The organism is Halochromatium glycolicum, from assembly GCF_016584085.1.
Lineage (GTDB): Bacteria > Pseudomonadota > Gammaproteobacteria > Chromatiales > Chromatiaceae > Lamprobacter > Lamprobacter glycolicus.
Genome location: NZ_NRSJ01000010.1, coordinates 23,140 through 39,473 on the forward strand (window position 1 = coordinate 23,140; position 16,334 = coordinate 39,473).

At 66.7% G+C, this 16,334-nt stretch carries 13 protein-coding genes; 6 read left to right on the plus strand and 7 right to left on the minus strand.

Annotated elements, in window-relative coordinates; genetic code table 11:
- Positions 1–59 precede the first annotated feature (59 nt).
- The 4 genes from CKO40_RS07580 to CKO40_RS07595 form a co-directional block, all read right to left on the minus strand.
- Complete coding sequence (locus CKO40_RS07580) at positions 60–872, minus strand: ABC transporter ATP-binding protein (RefSeq protein WP_200345596.1); 813 nt, start codon at positions 870–872, stop codon at positions 60–62.
- Complete coding sequence (locus tag CKO40_RS07585) at positions 872–3,148, minus strand: dipeptide/oligopeptide/nickel ABC transporter permease/ATP-binding protein (protein WP_200345597.1); 2,277 nt, start codon at positions 3,146–3,148, stop codon at positions 872–874. Before CKO40_RS07585 ends, CKO40_RS07580 begins: the two co-directional genes overlap by 1 nt.
- Positions 3,117–4,079, minus strand: a complete 963-nt coding sequence (locus tag CKO40_RS07590; protein ID WP_200345598.1) for an ABC transporter permease — start codon at positions 4,077–4,079, stop codon at positions 3,117–3,119. Before CKO40_RS07590 ends, CKO40_RS07585 begins: the two co-directional genes overlap by 32 nt.
- A gap of 70 nt (positions 4,080–4,149) precedes the next feature.
- Entirely contained in the window at positions 4,150–6,036 is a 1,887-nt protein-coding gene (locus CKO40_RS07595; protein ID WP_207173481.1) for an ABC transporter substrate-binding protein, read from the minus strand.
- A gap of 210 nt (positions 6,037–6,246) precedes the next feature.
- On the opposite strand from CKO40_RS07595, the gene CKO40_RS07600 reads away from it, so the two are divergent.
- On the plus strand, positions 6,247–6,774 hold the full coding sequence (locus CKO40_RS07600; protein ID WP_200345600.1) for a hypothetical protein: 528 nt from the start codon (positions 6,247–6,249) through the stop codon (positions 6,772–6,774).
- A 140-nt stretch (positions 6,775–6,914) separates the two neighbouring features.
- Here CKO40_RS07600 and CKO40_RS07605 read toward each other — a convergent pair whose 3' ends face one another.
- Positions 6,915–8,129: an HD-GYP domain-containing protein gene (locus CKO40_RS07605; protein WP_200345601.1), complete on the minus strand. Its 1,215-nt coding sequence runs from the start codon at positions 8,127–8,129 to the stop codon at positions 6,915–6,917.
- 590 nt (positions 8,130–8,719) lie between these two features.
- On the opposite strand from CKO40_RS07605, the gene CKO40_RS07610 reads away from it, so the two are divergent.
- The 4 genes from CKO40_RS07610 (at position 8,720) to CKO40_RS07625 (ending at position 11,174) form a co-directional block, all read left to right on the plus strand.
- Positions 8,720–9,274 (plus strand): retropepsin-like aspartic protease, encoded by a 555-nt coding sequence (locus tag CKO40_RS07610; protein ID WP_200345602.1) that lies wholly within the window; start codon positions 8,720–8,722, stop codon positions 9,272–9,274.
- Between the two features lie 211 nt (positions 9,275–9,485).
- Positions 9,486–10,331 carry a PRC-barrel domain-containing protein gene (locus CKO40_RS07615; protein WP_200345603.1) on the plus strand — a complete coding sequence of 282 codons (846 nt, stop codon included), beginning with the start codon at positions 9,486–9,488 and terminating at the stop codon, positions 10,329–10,331.
- A 136-nt stretch (positions 10,332–10,467) separates the two neighbouring features.
- Complete coding sequence (locus CKO40_RS07620) at positions 10,468–10,698, plus strand: hypothetical protein (RefSeq protein WP_200345604.1); 231 nt, start codon at positions 10,468–10,470, stop codon at positions 10,696–10,698.
- Between the two features lie 74 nt (positions 10,699–10,772).
- The gene (locus CKO40_RS07625; protein ID WP_200345605.1) at positions 10,773–11,174 is read left to right on the plus strand and encodes a TM2 domain-containing protein; all 402 of its coding nucleotides are present in this window, start codon (positions 10,773–10,775) and stop codon (positions 11,172–11,174) included.
- 188 nt (positions 11,175–11,362) lie between these two features.
- Here the strand turns inward: CKO40_RS07625 and CKO40_RS07630 are convergent, their stop codons facing one another.
- Positions 11,363–12,010, minus strand: coding sequence for a FecR family protein (locus CKO40_RS07630; protein ID WP_200345606.1), 648 nt, complete (start codon positions 12,008–12,010; stop codon positions 11,363–11,365).
- 62 nt (positions 12,011–12,072) lie between these two features.
- Here CKO40_RS07630 and CKO40_RS07635 point away from each other — a divergent pair, with 62 nt between their 5' ends.
- Positions 12,073–14,292, plus strand: coding sequence for a CHASE2 domain-containing protein (locus CKO40_RS07635; RefSeq protein ID WP_207173483.1), 2,220 nt, complete (start codon positions 12,073–12,075; stop codon positions 14,290–14,292).
- Between the two features lie 19 nt (positions 14,293–14,311).
- Here the strand turns inward: CKO40_RS07635 and glsA are convergent, their stop codons facing one another.
- On the minus strand, positions 14,312–16,153 hold the full coding sequence (glsA, locus tag CKO40_RS07640) for a glutaminase A (protein WP_200345608.1): 1,842 nt from the start codon (positions 16,151–16,153) through the stop codon (positions 14,312–14,314).
- Positions 16,154–16,334 lie beyond the last annotated feature (181 nt).

Genomic DNA, 16,334 nt, shown 5'->3' on the forward strand with positions numbered 1-16,334 from the left:
GCCACACCGTCCGAGGCGTTACTCAGCCGCAGCAAATCGGGCGTTTCGTCGGCGCCTCACTATAACCTTGGCACCGCCGCGACCAAGCGCTCGGTGTAGGATTCACGCGGATTGCTCAGGATCTGAGCAGTCGTACCCTGTTCGATGATCCGCCCGTCATGCATCACATGCACCTCGTCGCAGAGGCGCTCGACCACCGCAAGGTCGTGCGAGATGAACAGATAGGTCAGCCCGAGCTCGCGCCGGAGCTCACCGAGCAGATTCAGGATCTGCGCCTGCAGCGAGAGATCGAGTGCCGAGACCAGTTCGTCGAGGATCAGCAGCTTCGGGGCGCCGAGCAGCGCCCGCGCAATCGCGACCCGCTGCGCCTGACCGCCGGAGAGCTGATGCGGATAACGATCGAGCAAGACCCGGCCTAAGCCGACCTGCTCGGCGACCTCGTCGATACGCTCGCGACGCGCGCGACGGTCTCGCTGATCCGCGGCCTCTTGCCACAGCCCGGCCAGCGTGATGCCGAGGATGCGGCGCACCCGATGGCGTGGATTCAGTGCCGCGGTCGCATTCTGAAAGACGTATTGCAGCTCTCGGCGCCACGCCGAACGGGCCGCTTGGTCGAGGGCGTCGAGCGGTGACCCTTGCCAGCGGACCTCCCCGCGGGTCGGCGCGCTCAGACCGGCGGCGATGCGGGCCAACGTCGTCTTGCCGCTGCCCGACTCGCCGACCAAGCCAAGGGCGGCGCCCTCTGGAATCGCGAGGTCCGTGGACGCCAAGGCGGTCTGCTGTTGCCGCCCTCCCGGCCAGAGCGCGCGCAGCCCGCTGCCGCGCGGATAAAGCTTGGCAACACCCAGCAGTTCCAGCAGCGGCGCGCTCATCAGCGGGACTCCTCTGCGCGCGCGTCGTCATTTTCTGGGAACAGACAGCGCACCCGGTGCCCCGAGGCCAGCTCATCGAGCGCCGGCTCGCCCTGCTCACAGACGGGCTGCGCCTTCGGGCAGCGGGGCGCGAAGCGACAACCGGCGGCCACCGCGCCCCAGGTCGACTCCGCGGGCGATGGCGGTTGCCCCGGGATCGCCGGCAACGGCTTATCCGGCCGCCCCAGCTCCGGCGAGCAGGCCAGCAGCGCGGCGGTGTACGGATGGGCGGGTTTCTCCAGCAGGCGTTCGCGCGGCGCGTCCTCGACCACGCGCCCGGCATAGAGGACCAGCACCCGATCGCAGAGCCCGGCGACGAGCGCGAGGTCGTGGCTGACGAACAGGAGCGACCTGTCGCGCCCGCGGCTGAGCCGTTCGAGCAGCGCGAGGATCTCGGCCTGGACCGTCACATCCAACGCCGTCGTCGCCTCGTCGGCGATCAGCAGATCCGGCTCGTGCGCCAACGCCATCGCGATCGCGACGCGCTGGCTCTGGCCACCGGAGAGCTCGTGCGGAAAGCGCCGTTGGATATCGGCAACGCCGTCCAGCCCGACCTTCTTCAGTAACGTCTCAATACGCTTGGATGTGTCAGCTCCGGATTGGTTACGTCTGGAGTCGCCAAGGCCAACCATGACAGCGGCCTTCTGAACGGGGTCGGCCTCTGAACGCCCCCCAGAGCCTTCCTGTGTGCTTGCTCGCTCCGCCGCACGCTCCTCACCCACCCCGGAACCGGTGTTAACGCTGGTCTCGCTCGTATGGGCCTGGATCGCCTCACGCAGCTGGTAGCCGACCCGTAGCAGCGGGTCGAGTGCGTCGGATGGCGCTTGCGGGATGTAGGCGATCCGCCGCCCGCGCAGATCGCGCAGTGCATCGGCGTCCACGGGCAGGAGATCGACGCCGTCGAGCTCGACGCGCCCCTCGAGCCGACCGCCCGGCGGCGCGAAGCCGAGCAGCGCCAGCGCGGTGAGGCTCTTGCCGGAGCCGGACTCGCCGACCATCCCGACGCGCTCGCCGGCCCGCAGCTGAAGGTCGAGCCGATCCACCGCCGCGGCGGCGCCCCCCTCGCTCGGCACCAGCACCGAGAGCCCCTTCGCCGCGATCAACGGCGGCCTGGAGCCGGTTGCCGAAGCGCTGTCGTTCGCGGGCTCGGTCGCGTCGGTCTCGGTGCGGTCGGCGTTCTGCTCACCCTGGTGACGCTCGTCACCCCGCTCCTCCTCGAAGGCATCCCGCCGATGGTGACCTCCCCTGCGGTGTTCCTCCTCGCGCGTATGCCGATCATCCCGGCGGCGGTCGTCCCGGCGCGGCCCAAGGCGCCGACCGCGATCCCGCAGCCGCGGATCGAGCAGATCGCGCAGCGCGTCGCCGAAGAGATTGATCCCGACGACCAAAATCAGGATCACGAATCCCGGCAGCACCGCGACGCGCGGATAGGTGGTCAGGAACTCCCGGCCCGTCCCGAGCATCGCGCCGAGGTCCGCATCCGGCGGCTGGGCGCCGAGACCGAGAAAGCTCAAGCCCGCGGTCTCCAAGACCATCCACCCGAGGGTCGTCGTCATCAGCAGCAGCACCGTCGGGATCAGGTTCGGCAGCACCTCGACGATCACGATCCACCACTCGCGATGACCGGCCAGGCGCGCCGCGTCGATGTAGTCCTGGTGGCGAATACCGAGCACCGCACCGCGCACCGCCCGCGCGAAGAAGGGCACATTGGCCGCGGCGATCGCCAGCATCGCATTGCCAAGGCCCGGCCCCAGCGCGGCGACGATCGCGAGCGCGAGCAGCAGATACGGGAAGGCCATCAGCACGTCGACGCCGCGCATCAAGAGCGCATCGGTGACGCGGCCAAAGAACCCCGCCAAGATCCCGATCAGCGAGCCGATCAGGGCCGCGACCAGCGTCGCGACCACCCCAACGGTGATGCTCGAGCGTGCGCCCCAGATCAAGCGCGCCAGCAGATCGCGGCCGAGGGCGTCGGTGCCGAGCGGATGGCCAGTCGATCCGACCGGCAGCATCCGCTGCGCCGGCATCGTCAGCGTCGGATCGGCCAGCGGCAGCCAGGGCGCCGCCAGCGCCGGCACCACCACCAACCCGAGCAGGCCCAGGCCGACCATCGCGCCCGGTTGGCGCAGTAGGCGTGCCCCAAGCGTCGTCATCGCGGCGGCTTGCGTTGCTCGGCATGCCGCATCGGGATCGAGATCACCACGATCAAGCGGCCCGCGTGCGCCGATCCAGCGCATGCTGGGTCAGATCGGCGGCCAGGTTGACCAGCACATAGGCAGCCGCCAGCACCAGCACGCCGCCCTGCACCAGCAGCAGATCCCGCGCCGCGATCGCCTCCACCAGGAGCCGGCCCAGGCCCGGCCATTGGAAGATGGTCTCGATGTAGACCGCCCCGCCGATCACGAAACCGGCCTGCAGCCCGATCACCGGGACCATCCGCGCCGAGACCGATTTCAGCCCATGGACGAGCAGCACCCGGCGTTCCGGAACCCCGCGGGCGCGCGCCATCCGAACCGGCGCCGACGCCAGCACATCGATCGCCGCACCGCGGGTCAGCCGACCGATCACCCCGCCGGCCACCAGTGCCAGGCTCAGCGACGGTAGCAGCAGATGCCGCGCGACGTCGGCCACCGACCAGAGGCTGCTGGCATCCGACCAGACCTGGGTCATCCCGCTCACCGGCAGCCAGCCGAGCCAAACCGCGAACACCAGGATCAAGACGAGCCCGAGCCAGAACGACGGGATCGAGATACCCAAGAGTACGCCGAAGGTGACCAGACGATCCGTCAACTGGTTATGGCGCAACGCCGCGACCATGCCCGCGACCAAGCCGAGCAGGGTCCCGAGCAGCAGCGCGGTGCTCGCGAGCAGCACCGTCGGCCCCAAGCGCTCCAGCACCGCCTCGAGCACCGGTCGTTCCAGCGAGACCGAGCGGCCCAGATCGCCGTCCAGCACCCCGCCGAGCCAGATGCCGTAACGCACCGGCCAGCTATGGTCCAGCCCGAGCTCGGTGCGCAGCTCGGCGAGACGCTCAGGCGTTGCATAGGGACCGAGGATCGCCAGCGCCGGGTCGCCCGGCACCAGACTCATGACCCCGAACACCACCAGCGAGACCCCGAGCAACACCGGGATCAGCATCAGGAGCCGCTTGACGAGATAGGCGCCCATTCGCGTTACCGGATCACCCTATTCTGATGATGGAAATCAGTGCGACAGCTTGACCCAGGCCAATCCGGCCCTAATGCCCATTGGATGCCGCCTCGTCGAAACCGCCGGCAGCACCGCATCCGCTCTTCGCCGCCTGCTCCAGCCGCAGGAAGAACGAGGGCTCGAGCCGCAATCCCGAGATCGCATCCTGCGCGACCAGACTCTGCCGCCAGCTCGCGACCACCGCCCAGGGCGCGTCCTCATGCACCGCCCGCTCAAGCTGGTGATAGAGCCGCGCCCGCTGCTCGCGATCGGTCGCGCGGCGCGCCTGCTCGATCAGCGCGTCCACCTTCGGGTTGCAGTAGTAGCCGGAATTGAACCCGCCCTGCTCCGGGCTCGCATCGCAGCGCAACGCCAGATAGGGCAGCGTATCGGGATCATTCGTCATCCAGGCCATCTCGGCGATGTCGGTATCGTCATCGAGCCCGTCGTTGACCCGCGCCAGATAGGCGTTCCATTCAAAGCTCTGGATCTCGGCGTTGATCCCGATCCGGGCCAGGTCTCCCTGGATCGCCGTCGCCATCGCCAGCGGCGCGAGCATCCCGGAGCCGCCGCGCGGCACGAGGAATCGCAATCGCAGGCCGTCGCCATGGCCGGCCTCGGCCAGCAGCTCGCGCGCCGCTTGCCGATCCTGCCGATACGGGCGCACCTCGGGGTTGTTCGCCCAGTCGAACGCCGCCGGGACCGGACCGGCCGCCGGCACCGCGGTCTGGCGCAGCACGTCCTCGGTGAGCACCTGCGGATCGATGGCCAGATTGACCGCCCGCCGCACGCGCACATCGCTGAGCGGCCCGTCGCGCGTATTCAGGATCAGGAACCAGAGGTGCGGGCCGGTCGCCTCGAGCACCTGAAAGCCGTCGCGCTCACGAAAGGCCGCGACGTTGTCGGGCGAGAGCTCCAGCGCGACGTCGACGCCGCCGGCGAGCAGCTCCGCGACGCGCGTCATCGGGTCGGTGATCGGGCGGAAGATGAGCCTGTACACCAACGTCCTATTCTTGGCACAGCTCCGCTCGGCTACTCGGCGCTCTCGCGCCTCGCCAATTCTCGCTTCAACCGGTTCTCCGTCTTGAATGCCGACTTGCGTGACCGTTGCGCTGCCCGCTTGTTGCTGTAACTGCCTTCGTGTTTGCCAGTCCGTCTGCCCCTTCGCCAGTTGGCCGACGTGCCTCTGCGCTTGTCTGTTCGTTCGTTGCCCAGGAAGCTGAATGGCTTGCTCGCCGATTGACGCATCCTCACGCGCGCCACCCGATTCTTGCCCGCTCAAGCCATGATAGCCAGCAAACCGTTCTAACCGCACCCGCTCGCCGGGGCGCCAGTCGACGAACCGAAACGGCCCGGTGCCGCTCGGATGCCGACCGACCTCCTCACCCCAGCGCTCGACCGCCGCCGGCGAGACGATCAGCCCGGCCGGATAGGCCAAGTTCGACAGGAACGGCGCGAAGGGCTGGTCGAGGCGGAATCGCACCGTCAGCGGATCGACCACCTCGATCGATTCGACGGCCTCGAAGAAGAAGGCCAGCGGAAACGGTCCAGTCTCGTGATAGGCATGTTCTGGATCGAGCATGCGCTGAAAATTGAACCGGACCGCCTCGGCATCGAAACGCGAGCCGTCGTGGAAACGCACGCCGTCCTTGAGCTGGAAGGTGTAGACGCGACCGTCATCGGAGACCTCCCAGGACTCGGCGAGCGCCGGGGCGGGCTCGAGCGTGCCGGGCCGATAGCGCACCAGCCCCTCGAAGACATTGACCAGGATGCGAAAATCGTTGAGCGCCGTGGTCACCTGCGGGTCCAGCGAGCGCGGTTCCGCCACCTGCGCAATGACGAGCGTCTCCCCTGGCGGTCGCAATGGGTCACAGCCACCGTTTAACATCAGGATGATCGCGGCTATGATAATCCTCAGGCGCTCGGCCCGATCCATGCGCTCCTCCCCGTACCGAGCAAGGCGATGAAACGCAAAGTCTAGCCGACTGCAGGCCGTCAAGCCGGGCGCTTCAGCCAACGGCCTTATCGGGCTCCGATCAGGGTGCGCAACAGATCCAGTCTCGACCCACTGAAACCTGTCTGAACGCGTTAGAGTCTATTGCAGAGCCAGCAGCCGAATCGACCGGCCGGAAACGGGGACACGGATATGGGATTCAAACGCATCGAGAACACCAACGATTGGGCCGAGGCCTTGCGGTTATCGGTCGCGAACGCCGATGAGACCGGCATCGCCAGCGTCTTCAGCAGTCTCGCTTGGCGCGACGGCGAACAGATTGCCAGGCGGGCGCACCGTTTCCTCGAGGAGATCGCCCCTTACTATCTGGCCGAGCAAGGGCCGAGCGCGGCAACCGCCGCCGACCGTCTGCGCATCGACCTCTTTCGAGAGAGCATGCTGGCCTACTTCGAAGACAAGCCCGCCCCGATCGACACGGCCAGCGAGGACGACGCGACGAGCTGGGTCATCGCTAACGCGCCAGCCGCTGCGAGCGCCAATCTGCAGACCATGGAGGCAGCCATGGGCACGCCTGGTGTCCGCACCCATCGCGCGATCATCAAGCTCCACAAACACCTGGATATGCGCACCTGCGAGGCACTGCAGCAACGCGTCCTGATGCAGGTCTGGGAGGGCATTCAGGCCACGCTAGCCGAGCTGCTCGCGGCTGCCCCGCGCTGACGCGATCAAGCGAAGGACGCCAAAAACCCACCCCAGATCAAGCGTTAAGCCTCGCGGTCCGCAGTTCCTCAACAGGTTTATCCACAGCGACCCTGGACAGCATCGCGGCCACTCCAGAGACGGGTTGGACGACTGGCGACCTAGCGCAGGAGGTACTCAGGCCGGAGGCCCCACTTCGCCGGGTCTTCGGCACTGAGGATGCTGTCCTGTCCGTAGACGTTTTCAGCAGCCAAATCGATGTCGTGCGGCGGCAGGCGCCGGCGCGAGGGGATGTCGAACATCAGGCGAACGACCGGCTTCAGCAGTTGATGGCGCCCGGTTTCGACCACCACCGCGAGACGCTGGCTCTCGAGCCGAATCAGGGTTCCGATCGGGTAGATACCGACGCAGCGGATAAACTGGTGGACGAGCGAGCGATCAAAGTCGTGCGGGCTCCACTCTAGGAGTTTGCGCAGCGCCTCATGAGGGGGGATCGCACCGTGGTAGACACGCTCCGTCGTCAGCGCGTCATAGACATCGACGATGGCCGCCATCCGCCCGAACTGCGAGATCGCATCGCCTGCCTTGCCTTCAGGGTAGCCGGTTCCCTGTAGCCGCTCATGGTGCTCGACGACCACATCGAGCGCAACCGACGGGATACCCGAGGTCTGCGCCAGGATCTCATGGCCATATTCCACATGCCGGCGGATGATATCGAATTCGGCAGCGGTGAGCCGACCCGGCTTGTTCAGGATGGCATCCGGAATCTGACTCTTACCGACGTCGTGTAGCAATGCGCCGAGCCCAATCCCCTCGATCAGGTGGCTGTCGAGCCCCAACGCCCGCGCGAACGCGATCATCAAGACGCTGACATTGACCGAATGCTCGAAGGTATACAGGTCGACGCTGCGGATGCGATTGAGGCCGATCAGCGCGTCCTGGTTGCGGACGATCGAGGCAATCGTCTCACGGATCAGGGCACGCGCCGGATCGAGCTCGATCTGTCGGCCCAGTCGCACATCTTCCGTGATCCTCCGCGCCACGCGGCTGGCCTCGAGCAGAATCCGTCTCGCCCGTGCCCGCTCCTCGGTCAGGGAGGTCGCCCGGAACGATGGGGGCCGCTGTCGGGCCGCGGCGTCGAGGGCCGGCTTAAGATGCGTCTGCAGCTCCGATCCGCCGCGCGCACCCGGGGCATCACGGCCGAGCTCGGTATCGATATCGACCTCGCTGACGCCAAGCTCACGGATGCGGCTGAGTTGATCCTCCCCCTCGAGCAGGAACCGGTTGCGCAGGAAGGGATGGCTAAGCCAGTCGCAGTTGAGATTGTGCACATACATGCCAATCCGCAGCTGTTCGACTGGTACGCGTTTGATCAAAGCGCTGATCTCCCTATGCGGCGAGAGCCTATTCGAGCAACCTACAGAAATCCACGCCGCCGATCGCACTCTTCGCGGGAAGACCAAACAGTATCCCGTTAGCAAACAAGCGTCTATTCTCGTATGTGCCCCATGCTATTAGCGGAATTATAGCAGGCGTACTGAGACCAGAGCGCTTCGCAGGCGAAAAGCGCGCTCCTTCGGCACGCCGGGCAACGAACCGATGACGTTCTCCTTCAGACTGTTGACCGTGCTGCGCAGCGGCTAATGCCGGCGTGTCCTGGCCCTCAGACGCTGAGGTCAACCTGCTGCGTGGTACCGACCGTGCTTGCAGTGCTCAGATAGAGCCCGGTAGAACGCACGGCCCCGAGGAATGAGCCTCCTTTAGGAGGTGATGTCGGTTGTCGGCGGCAAAAGTTGAGCAGCCCGAGGCATCAGGCCCTCGCACAGTCTGTCGGTGGGTCTCCTCCTTTCTCGCGTGCTCTGGCTCACAGTGTCAGCGCTGCGCTCGGTCTATTGTTTCAGCTCCAGTGCGCGTAGGAGGGCCCACAGCTCCCTCACTGCAGTCACCACCCCAGCCGGGTCTCCCAATGAAGTTGCTGAGGCATCCCCTATCGACCCTTTCGGCCTTGCTCCTGCTGGCTGGCCTTAGCGCCGCAGCATCGCGCGCGCTCTATGCCGAGGACTTCCGTTTCCAGATCGCGATGACAGAGAAGTCGGCTGCCACCTATTACGTACCGGGGAGTATCCAGGGCTATGGACCGATCGAGCTGATGGTCGACACCGGTTCTGGCTACATGACCATCAACGAGAAGACCCTCGCGGTTCTGAAACGCCGCGGTGCAGTCCGATACCGGAAGCAGTTACAGGGGGTGCTGGCCGACGGGACCGAGTTGGAGGTCCCGGTGTACACGATCGCCCGAATGCGCATCGGCAGCGAGTGCTGGCTCGAGGATGTCGAGGCCGCAGTCCTGCCCGGCTCCTCACGGCCGATCCTTGGCTTGAGTGCATTGCGGCGCGCAGCCCCCTTCATCTTTTCGGTCGACCCACCCAGCTTGACCCTGAGCGGCTGTGATGCGCCTAAGGAGGTCGTTGACGACGCGCCCTCCCAGCAGCTGCTGAACGCGACCAGCCAGCCAGGCTGATCGGGGCGCCAGCGGCCGTAGCGGGTCAATACACCCGCCAGCGGTTCATAAGGCACTGCACAAGCTCATGTTCTGACGCTCCGGCACGCTGCTCGCCGGTGCTCTACTGGGCAATGCCCGTATTGGCCCGAGGTTTGCTCTCCCCCTGGTCGAGCACCGCGGCCGCACTTGCGGTCGCGCTGTCTTCGCACCACCCTGAGGAGCAATCAGCATGAACCTTCCGACACCGACCCAGGCCTTCCGAGCCCCACGCCTGCCCATGGCCGTCAGCGCATTGGCCAGTACTTGGGGTGGCGGCCTTCTCTTGACAGGGCTGCTAGCCGGCCCCGTCGCGGCCGGCTCGGTCGAAAAGGACATGGACGGGCAGAAGCAGACACAGACCGGTTCCGGCCAGCAGGCATCCGGCGAGACCGGTAAGCCGATCACCAAACGGCTGCCAGACCGCTATCAGCTCAGCAGCTGGATGGGCATGCCGGTGCAAAACCCGGCCGGTGACAAGCTAGGAACCGTCAAGGACCTGGTGATGGATGATCTCGGCCAGGTCCGTTACGTCATCATGAAGAGCCAGCTGCTAGCGGACAATAAGCAGGGCGACCTGGTGGCGGTTCCGGTTGGACATTTCGTCTATCCGCTGGCACGCGAGGACCACCTCGTCTTCGACGCCACCCCGACGCAAGTATCGCAAGCCCCGGCGTTCGGTCCCCACGCCACGCCGAACATGGGACGGCCCGAGATCAGCAGCGTCATCGTCGCCTACTGGGTGCCTGAGGACAGCGAGCAGTCCGCTCAACAGACGGGAGAGCCGGGTTACGAGGGCAATCGCGACATCATCAAGTTGTCGGAGCCCAAGAGCGAGCTATTCAGCGCGCTCGACCAGAATGACAGCGGCGCGATCGAGCCGAAGGAGGCCAAGGATCACGAGCGGCTATCGGAACAGTTTGAGGAGGTCGATACCTATGGTAACGACGCGATCACCCGCTCCGAGTTTGCCGCCTTCGAGCTCAAGGAGGCCGAAGCAAGCCAATACAAAGACTCCGACGGTAACATGACCCAATAGTCGCGGCGCGGTCCAGCAGGACCCGCCCAATAGGAGCCGCCAAATAGGGCCCGCCCAATAGGACCCAATGGAATCGACCAACCTAAGGCCGGAACTGAGCCGGCCCTTTTCGGACGACACAACTAGGAGATGCGCTATGACAACCCACCCGTTATCACAGAAGCGATCCCTCAGCGTTGGCGTCGCGGTGTTCTCCCTCGTCCTACTCGGGGGCTGCGACCAATCCCCAGAGATGAACGATGATGAGGTCAGCGGCGAGGTTCAAGACGCTGTCGAGGAAACCCGCGAGGCCGCCGATGAGGCGGTCGAGCAGACCCGCGAGGCGCTCGAGGAAACGGGCGATCGTATCGAGGAGGCCACCGACTGATCGCCAGAGACTACCGACCGGCGCCGCCCGGTCGGTCCAAGCATCGATCTCGCCACAGTCCGCCCGGAGCCGCGATGACACGGTCTGAAAACACCCATTCCATCCTGATCGGCTACCTGCTTTGGATCTTCGGATTCATGGGCGCCCATCGGTTCTACTTCGGCAAGCCGGTTACCGGGACGATCTGGTTCTTCACGCTGGGGCTCCTCTTCATCGGCTGGATCATCGATCTGCTGCTGATTCCGGGCATGAACAGCCAAGCGGACCGCCGATTCTTGGCCGGCCCCAAGGACTACAACGTCAGCTGGATTCTCCTGACGTTCCTCGGCCTGCTAGGCATCCACCGATTCTATCTCGGCAAGTGGCTGACCGGGCTGATCTGGCTGCTCACCGGTGGACTCTTCCTGCTCGGCTACCTGTACGACTATTGGACGCTGAATGAGCAGATCGACGACGTGAACGGGAAGCTCCGGTAGGCGCTTTCCCAGCGCCGAGCAGCGCCGAGCAGCGCCAGCGCCCAGCGATGCGCGGCGGCGAGCGGACGCGGCTTGGGCGCGTTCGCTGCCGCCCTGTCCGTTCGGATCACTGCGCCGGCGACGAGACCGAATCCAGGTGCCGTTTCAGGATCGGGCAGAGGGCCGGTCCGACCCCGACAGCGCCGTTTTCAATCCCCCAATGCGACCATCGCCAGCGCGCGCTCGACCTTGCCCTGACCCCAGGTCTTCGGCGCGGAGAGGGACCCGTCGTCGCCGATCATCGTCCCTTCGCCGGGACCGAGGATCACCACCCCCTTGCCGCTGCCGACGCTCACCTCACCGTCGAGCACGAGCACGCCGGTCGCACCATCAATCGGACCGACCCAGACCTCGGTACCGCGGACCCCGAGGATCGCAACCGGCGTCCGGATGCGGACCTCACTGTCGCCGCCGAAGAGCTTCTCGCCGATGAAGAGCAGCGCGCCCTTCAGCGAGCGCAGCGTGATGGCGCGCGTCTCGCCGGGCGCATAGACGAACTCGTCGATCGCAAGCTCCGCGTTCTCGCCCATCGTGACCACCGATCCATCCTCGAGTCGGGCGCTGAGTCTGGCCTTCGGCCCGGTTCGCAGCAGATCGAGAAAGTAGAGCGCGGAGGCCGGCTGCAGGCGCCTGACCCGGTCTGCGAATGCGGCTTCGGCGCGATTGGCGACGCGCTCGACCGCGCCGACATCGGTGCGACTGGCCGCCGACGGCTCCGCAACGCCGTCGCCGGCGTCCACAACGATCAGGCCCATCGTCATCAGCACACCGAGAACAGCAAAAAAGAACGCTTTCATCCGGGTCTCCATCGCGGCTTTGGCATTGAGGAGCGGTGGCTTGCCGAAGCAGTCTTGCATTATTGTCAATCGCATTCCAGCGCGCTCGCATCCACGCGGCGCTGTCCCCAATGATCCGCGCTCGCCGCTATCGCGGACGCCGGCATCAAACCCAGGGCCTGTACCGAACGATCATGCGGCTGCGGCTGAGCCAGATACCGACCCTGTTGGGGCTTCTCGCGCTCGGCCTGCTGCTTGCGGCCCAGATCCGCTTCCCGAATGCGATGGGTTGGGCAAGGCACCTCGTATTCGATGCCTATATCGCCGCCGGGCCGGCCGTCACCGACGCCCCGGTCACCGTCGTGAGCATCGATGAAGCGAGTCTTACGCGCGAGGGGCCCTGGCCTTGGCCGCCAGCGCGGCTTGCCGCCCTTGTCGACCGCACCCGTGACCTCGGCGCATCCATCGTTGCGCTCGCGCTGATCCCGTCCGAGCGCGGGGATGGCGCCCTCACGGCCGCGGACCCGAACGCTGCATCCCCAACGCCGGCTGCACAGCCCGTCGACCCACTCGCGGTCAGCCTCGCCCGGCTGCCCTCGGTCATGGGCTTCGCCCTCACACATAGCGGCGGGAGCGCGCTGCACCCGCCGCGGCACGCCGGCCTCGCGACCGTCGGCGAGCGCGACCTGCGCCTGCCGGGCCGGCTTCCGGCTAGCCTACTGCCACCGGCGCAGGCGTTGGAACTCGCGGCCGGCGCGGGCGCCCTGAACGTGTTTCCCGACCCGGATGGCCGCCTGCGGCGGCTGCCGCTGCTGGTGCAGATGGGGGACGCGCTCTACCCGTCGCTCGCGGCAGAGGTGTTCCGCCTCCGGCTCGGCGCTGGCTCCTACCTGGTGCGCGCGCAGCGCGGGCAAGCTGCCGAGACGCCCATCACGCTCAAGATCGGCGACAGGACCATCCGACTCAACGGCAACGGGGAGGTCTGGCTGCACTTCGCGCCCCGCGCTGCGCTCCCGCGCATCAGCGCCAGCAGGGTGCTGCGGGATGAGGCGGAGGATGACGCGCTGCGCGCCCGGATCGCGATCATCGGGGTCGAGGCCGCAGGAATAGGCACCGCAATCGCATCGCCGCTCGGCGAACGCCTCGCTCCGGCAGAGATCCACGCCCAAGCGCTGGCGCAGCTGATGAGCGGCGTCCATCCATGGCGGCCCGCCTGGGCCGCCGGCGCCGAGCTGACGGTCGCGGCGGCCGGCGGGCTGCTGCTCATCGGCATCGCGCTCTGGCGGCGCGGCCTGTGGCTGGTGGTGACCGGCGCAGGCATGGTCGGTTCTGTGATCGCCGCCGGCTACCTGCTCTTCAGCACGCAGCGGCTGCTGCTCGATCCTCTCTCCCCAGCGATCACCATCACCGTGGTCTATGTCGTCCTCGCGCTCAGCAGCTACCTGATCTCGGAGCACGAGCGGCGCTGGGTCCAGCGGGCCTTTGCGCGCTATCTGTCGCCGGCGCTGCTGCAGCATCTGACGCGGCACCCGGAGCAGCTCAAGCTGAGCGGGGAGCGCCGCGAATGCAGTTTCATCATGACGGACCTGGCCGGGTTCACGCCGCTCGTAGAGCAGAGCGAGCCGGAAGCCCTCGTCGACCTGTTGAACCGATATCTCGACCGCCTCCTCGAGGTCATCTTTGCCCATCAGGGCACGCTCGACCGCATCGTCGGCGACGCGGTATCGGTCCGGTTCTCAGCGCCGGTCCACCAGCCCGACCATGCGCAGCGCGCGGTCGACTGCGCGCTGGCGTTGGACCACGCCGCCCACGCATTCGCCACTGAGATGCGGCAAGCGGGGGTCCCCTTCGGCGAGACTCGCATCGGCGTCCACACCGGTGAGGTCATCGTTGGCAATTTCGGCGGCAGCCGGCACCTCGACTATCGCGCGTTCGGCGACGCCATCAATACCGCGGCGCGTCTCGAGACCGCGAACAAGGTCGTTGGTACCCGGATCATCGTCAGCGCCGATGCCTGTGCGCGCTGCACGGAGCCGGCACCCATGCGGCCGATCGGCGACCTCCTGCTCAAGGGAAAGGCGCATCCGGTCGCCGCGCTGACGCCGTTCTCGGCGGACGAGCGCGCAAGCGAGCTGCCGCGCGACTACGAACGAGCCTATCGCGCCATGCAGCATCTCGAGCCCAATGCGCGCGCGCTGTTCGAGACTTGCGCTGCGCGCTTTCCGGACGATGCCCTCACGCGCTTCCACCGCGAGCGGCTGCGCGCCGGCGAACAGGGGACGGCGTTCAGCGTCGGCCTGTAACCGTCGCGGGATCGCCGGCCTAGGCCAGATATTGGAGCAGCCGCGCGTTCCGCTTCAGCATCTCGGCGAAATGGGCCGCCAGGTTCACGAGCATCTTCGCGCACAGCGCATCATCGAGCGCCGCGAAAGGCACCTGGAGACAGACCATCGCGCTCTGCGCGGTCACGTTCGCGGTCCGATCCTGATCGCTCAGCAGCCCGATCTCACCGAAGACCGTGGCCGGCCCGAGCGTCGTCAGACGCAGGCGCCCGCCTTTTCCGGGCCATTCCTCGGTCCGGACCCAGACCTCGGCCTCGCCTTCGAGGATCGCGTAGAGACAATCGGCGGGCTCGCCAACCTTGACGATCAGGGTATCGGGCGCGAAGCGCTGGACGGCGCCGGCAGCGCGCACCGCATCCAACTCTGCCTCGTCGAACCCGGCGAACAGATACTGCGACTCCAACGCCGGCCCCTGACCCTCGGCCTCGGGCAGCCCCGCTTGCAGCAGCAACGCGCTTTCGCACCACTCCAATGCGCGGTCGGTCTCGTCGAACACCAGCCAATCAGGGGTCTGGGAGGCGATGACCGACTTCTGCAGGTGGCGCCGGAACGGGTACAGGTGCCTGCACTCGGTGAAGAACAGGTAGCTGCCGCTGGCTTGCGCCTTCGCGCAGAGGTCACCGAGCAGGCCGGCGGAGGCCTGGTCCATGTCGATCAGGCGCTTGAGATCGACGATCAGCGCCTCGGCATCATCGAGTGCCCCAAGCACCTGCAGCGCCACCGACTCGGCGCTGCCGAACAGCAACTGCCCCTGCAGCTCGAGCACACGGATGCGCTCCCCGTGCTGCTGCAGCCAACGCTGCTGCAGATCGCCGCGGCGGCGCCGGGATGGCGCCTGACCGCAGTCATAGCCCCGCCGGATCACCGACGCTGAGGTCCCTTGAGCGACGTTGAACATGTGCAGACCGAAATCCCTCGAGACGCGCTCGCAGACGCGAATCCCGCGCACACTGTTGCCCTTGTCGTCGAGCCTTGGCGAGAACACCCCGAGCCCGAACTGACCGGGCAGCACCGCCATGATGCCGCCGCCGACGCCGCTCTTCGCGGGCATGCCGACGTTGAAGATCCAGCCGCCCGAGAAGTCGTACATGCCGCAGGTACTCATGATGCTGAGAACCCGGTGCACCCAGTCGGACTTCAACGCGACGATGCCGCTCACCGGATTGACGCCGCCGTTCGCCAGGCAGGCACCCATCAGCGCGAGGTCACGGGCCGTCACCAGCATCGAGCACTGGCGGAAATAGAGATCGACCACCTCTTCCGGCCGGCGGTCCAGGATGCCGTGACCATAGAGCAGGTGCGCAATCGCGCGATTTCGATGCCCGGTCTCGCTCTCCGAGCGGTACACCGCCTCGTCGATACTGAGCTCGCGGCCGCAATAGCGCCTGAATGCCTCCAGCAGATGCTGCAGCGGGTCGACGCCATCCTCATGCTCGATCAGGCCCGTGGTCGCGATCGCGCCGGCGTTGATCATCGGGTTCAGCGGCCGCCCGGTGTCCGGCTCCAGGCTGATGGAGTTGAAGGCCTCCCCCGTTGGCTCGACGCCGACCTTGCTCAGCACCGCATCCAGCCCGCGGTCCTCGAGCGCAAGCCCGTAGCTGACCGCCTTCGAGATCGACTGTACCGTGAACGGCTGCCGCGAATCGCCGACCTGATAGACGTGACCGTCGACCGTGACCAACGCGATCCCGAGCCAATCCGGGTCTGCGCGCGTGAGCTCCGGGATATAACTGGCGATCTCGCCGGCGGAGACGGTCTGCAGCTCTGCATGCAGGCGTTCGAGGTACTGCTGGACGGGTGAAATCGCAAGCGGTTGGTTCATCGGCATTCCAGCAGACGCACTACGACGGTGCGGTTGATCGGAAACCGGGCGCCAAAGTCGTGCGAAGGACGCGGCAGGACCCGGCGGCGGGCGAGCAGGTTCAGGGCCGCGCTCCCGCATGGAGCGCATTCCGGGCGGGGTAAGCAGCTATCAGACCAGGCTGCTGTCTCTGCTGTCTCTG

What these genes read in the sequence shown, in the direction of transcription:
- CKO40_RS07610 (WP_200345602.1), top strand. Translation starts at nt 8,720, where the DNA reads ATGAAGTTGCTGAGGCATCCCCTATCGACCCTTTCGGCCTTGCTCCTG.
- CKO40_RS07595 (WP_207173481.1), bottom strand. Translation starts at nt 6,036, where the DNA reads ATGGATCGGGCCGAGCGCCTGAGGATTATCATAGCCGCGATCATCCTG.
- glsA (WP_200345608.1), bottom strand. Translation starts at nt 16,153, where the DNA reads ATGAACCAACCGCTTGCGATTTCACCCGTCCAGCAGTACCTCGAACGC.
- CKO40_RS07620 (WP_200345604.1), top strand. Translation starts at nt 10,468, where the DNA reads ATGACAACCCACCCGTTATCACAGAAGCGATCCCTCAGCGTTGGCGTC.
- CKO40_RS07600 (WP_200345600.1), top strand. Translation starts at nt 6,247, where the DNA reads ATGGGATTCAAACGCATCGAGAACACCAACGATTGGGCCGAGGCCTTG.
- CKO40_RS07630 (WP_200345606.1), bottom strand. Translation starts at nt 12,010, where the DNA reads ATGAAAGCGTTCTTTTTTGCTGTTCTCGGTGTGCTGATGACGATGGGC.
- CKO40_RS07585 (WP_200345597.1), bottom strand. Translation starts at nt 3,148, where the DNA reads ATGCGCTGGATCGGCGCACGCGGGCCGCTTGATCGTGGTGATCTCGAT.
- CKO40_RS07625 (WP_200345605.1), top strand. Translation starts at nt 10,773, where the DNA reads ATGACACGGTCTGAAAACACCCATTCCATCCTGATCGGCTACCTGCTT.
- CKO40_RS07590 (WP_200345598.1), bottom strand. Translation starts at nt 4,079, where the DNA reads ATGGGCGCCTATCTCGTCAAGCGGCTCCTGATGCTGATCCCGGTGTTG.
- CKO40_RS07580 (WP_200345596.1), bottom strand. Translation starts at nt 872, where the DNA reads ATGAGCGCGCCGCTGCTGGAACTGCTGGGTGTTGCCAAGCTTTATCCG.
- CKO40_RS07615 (WP_200345603.1), top strand. Translation starts at nt 9,486, where the DNA reads ATGAACCTTCCGACACCGACCCAGGCCTTCCGAGCCCCACGCCTGCCC.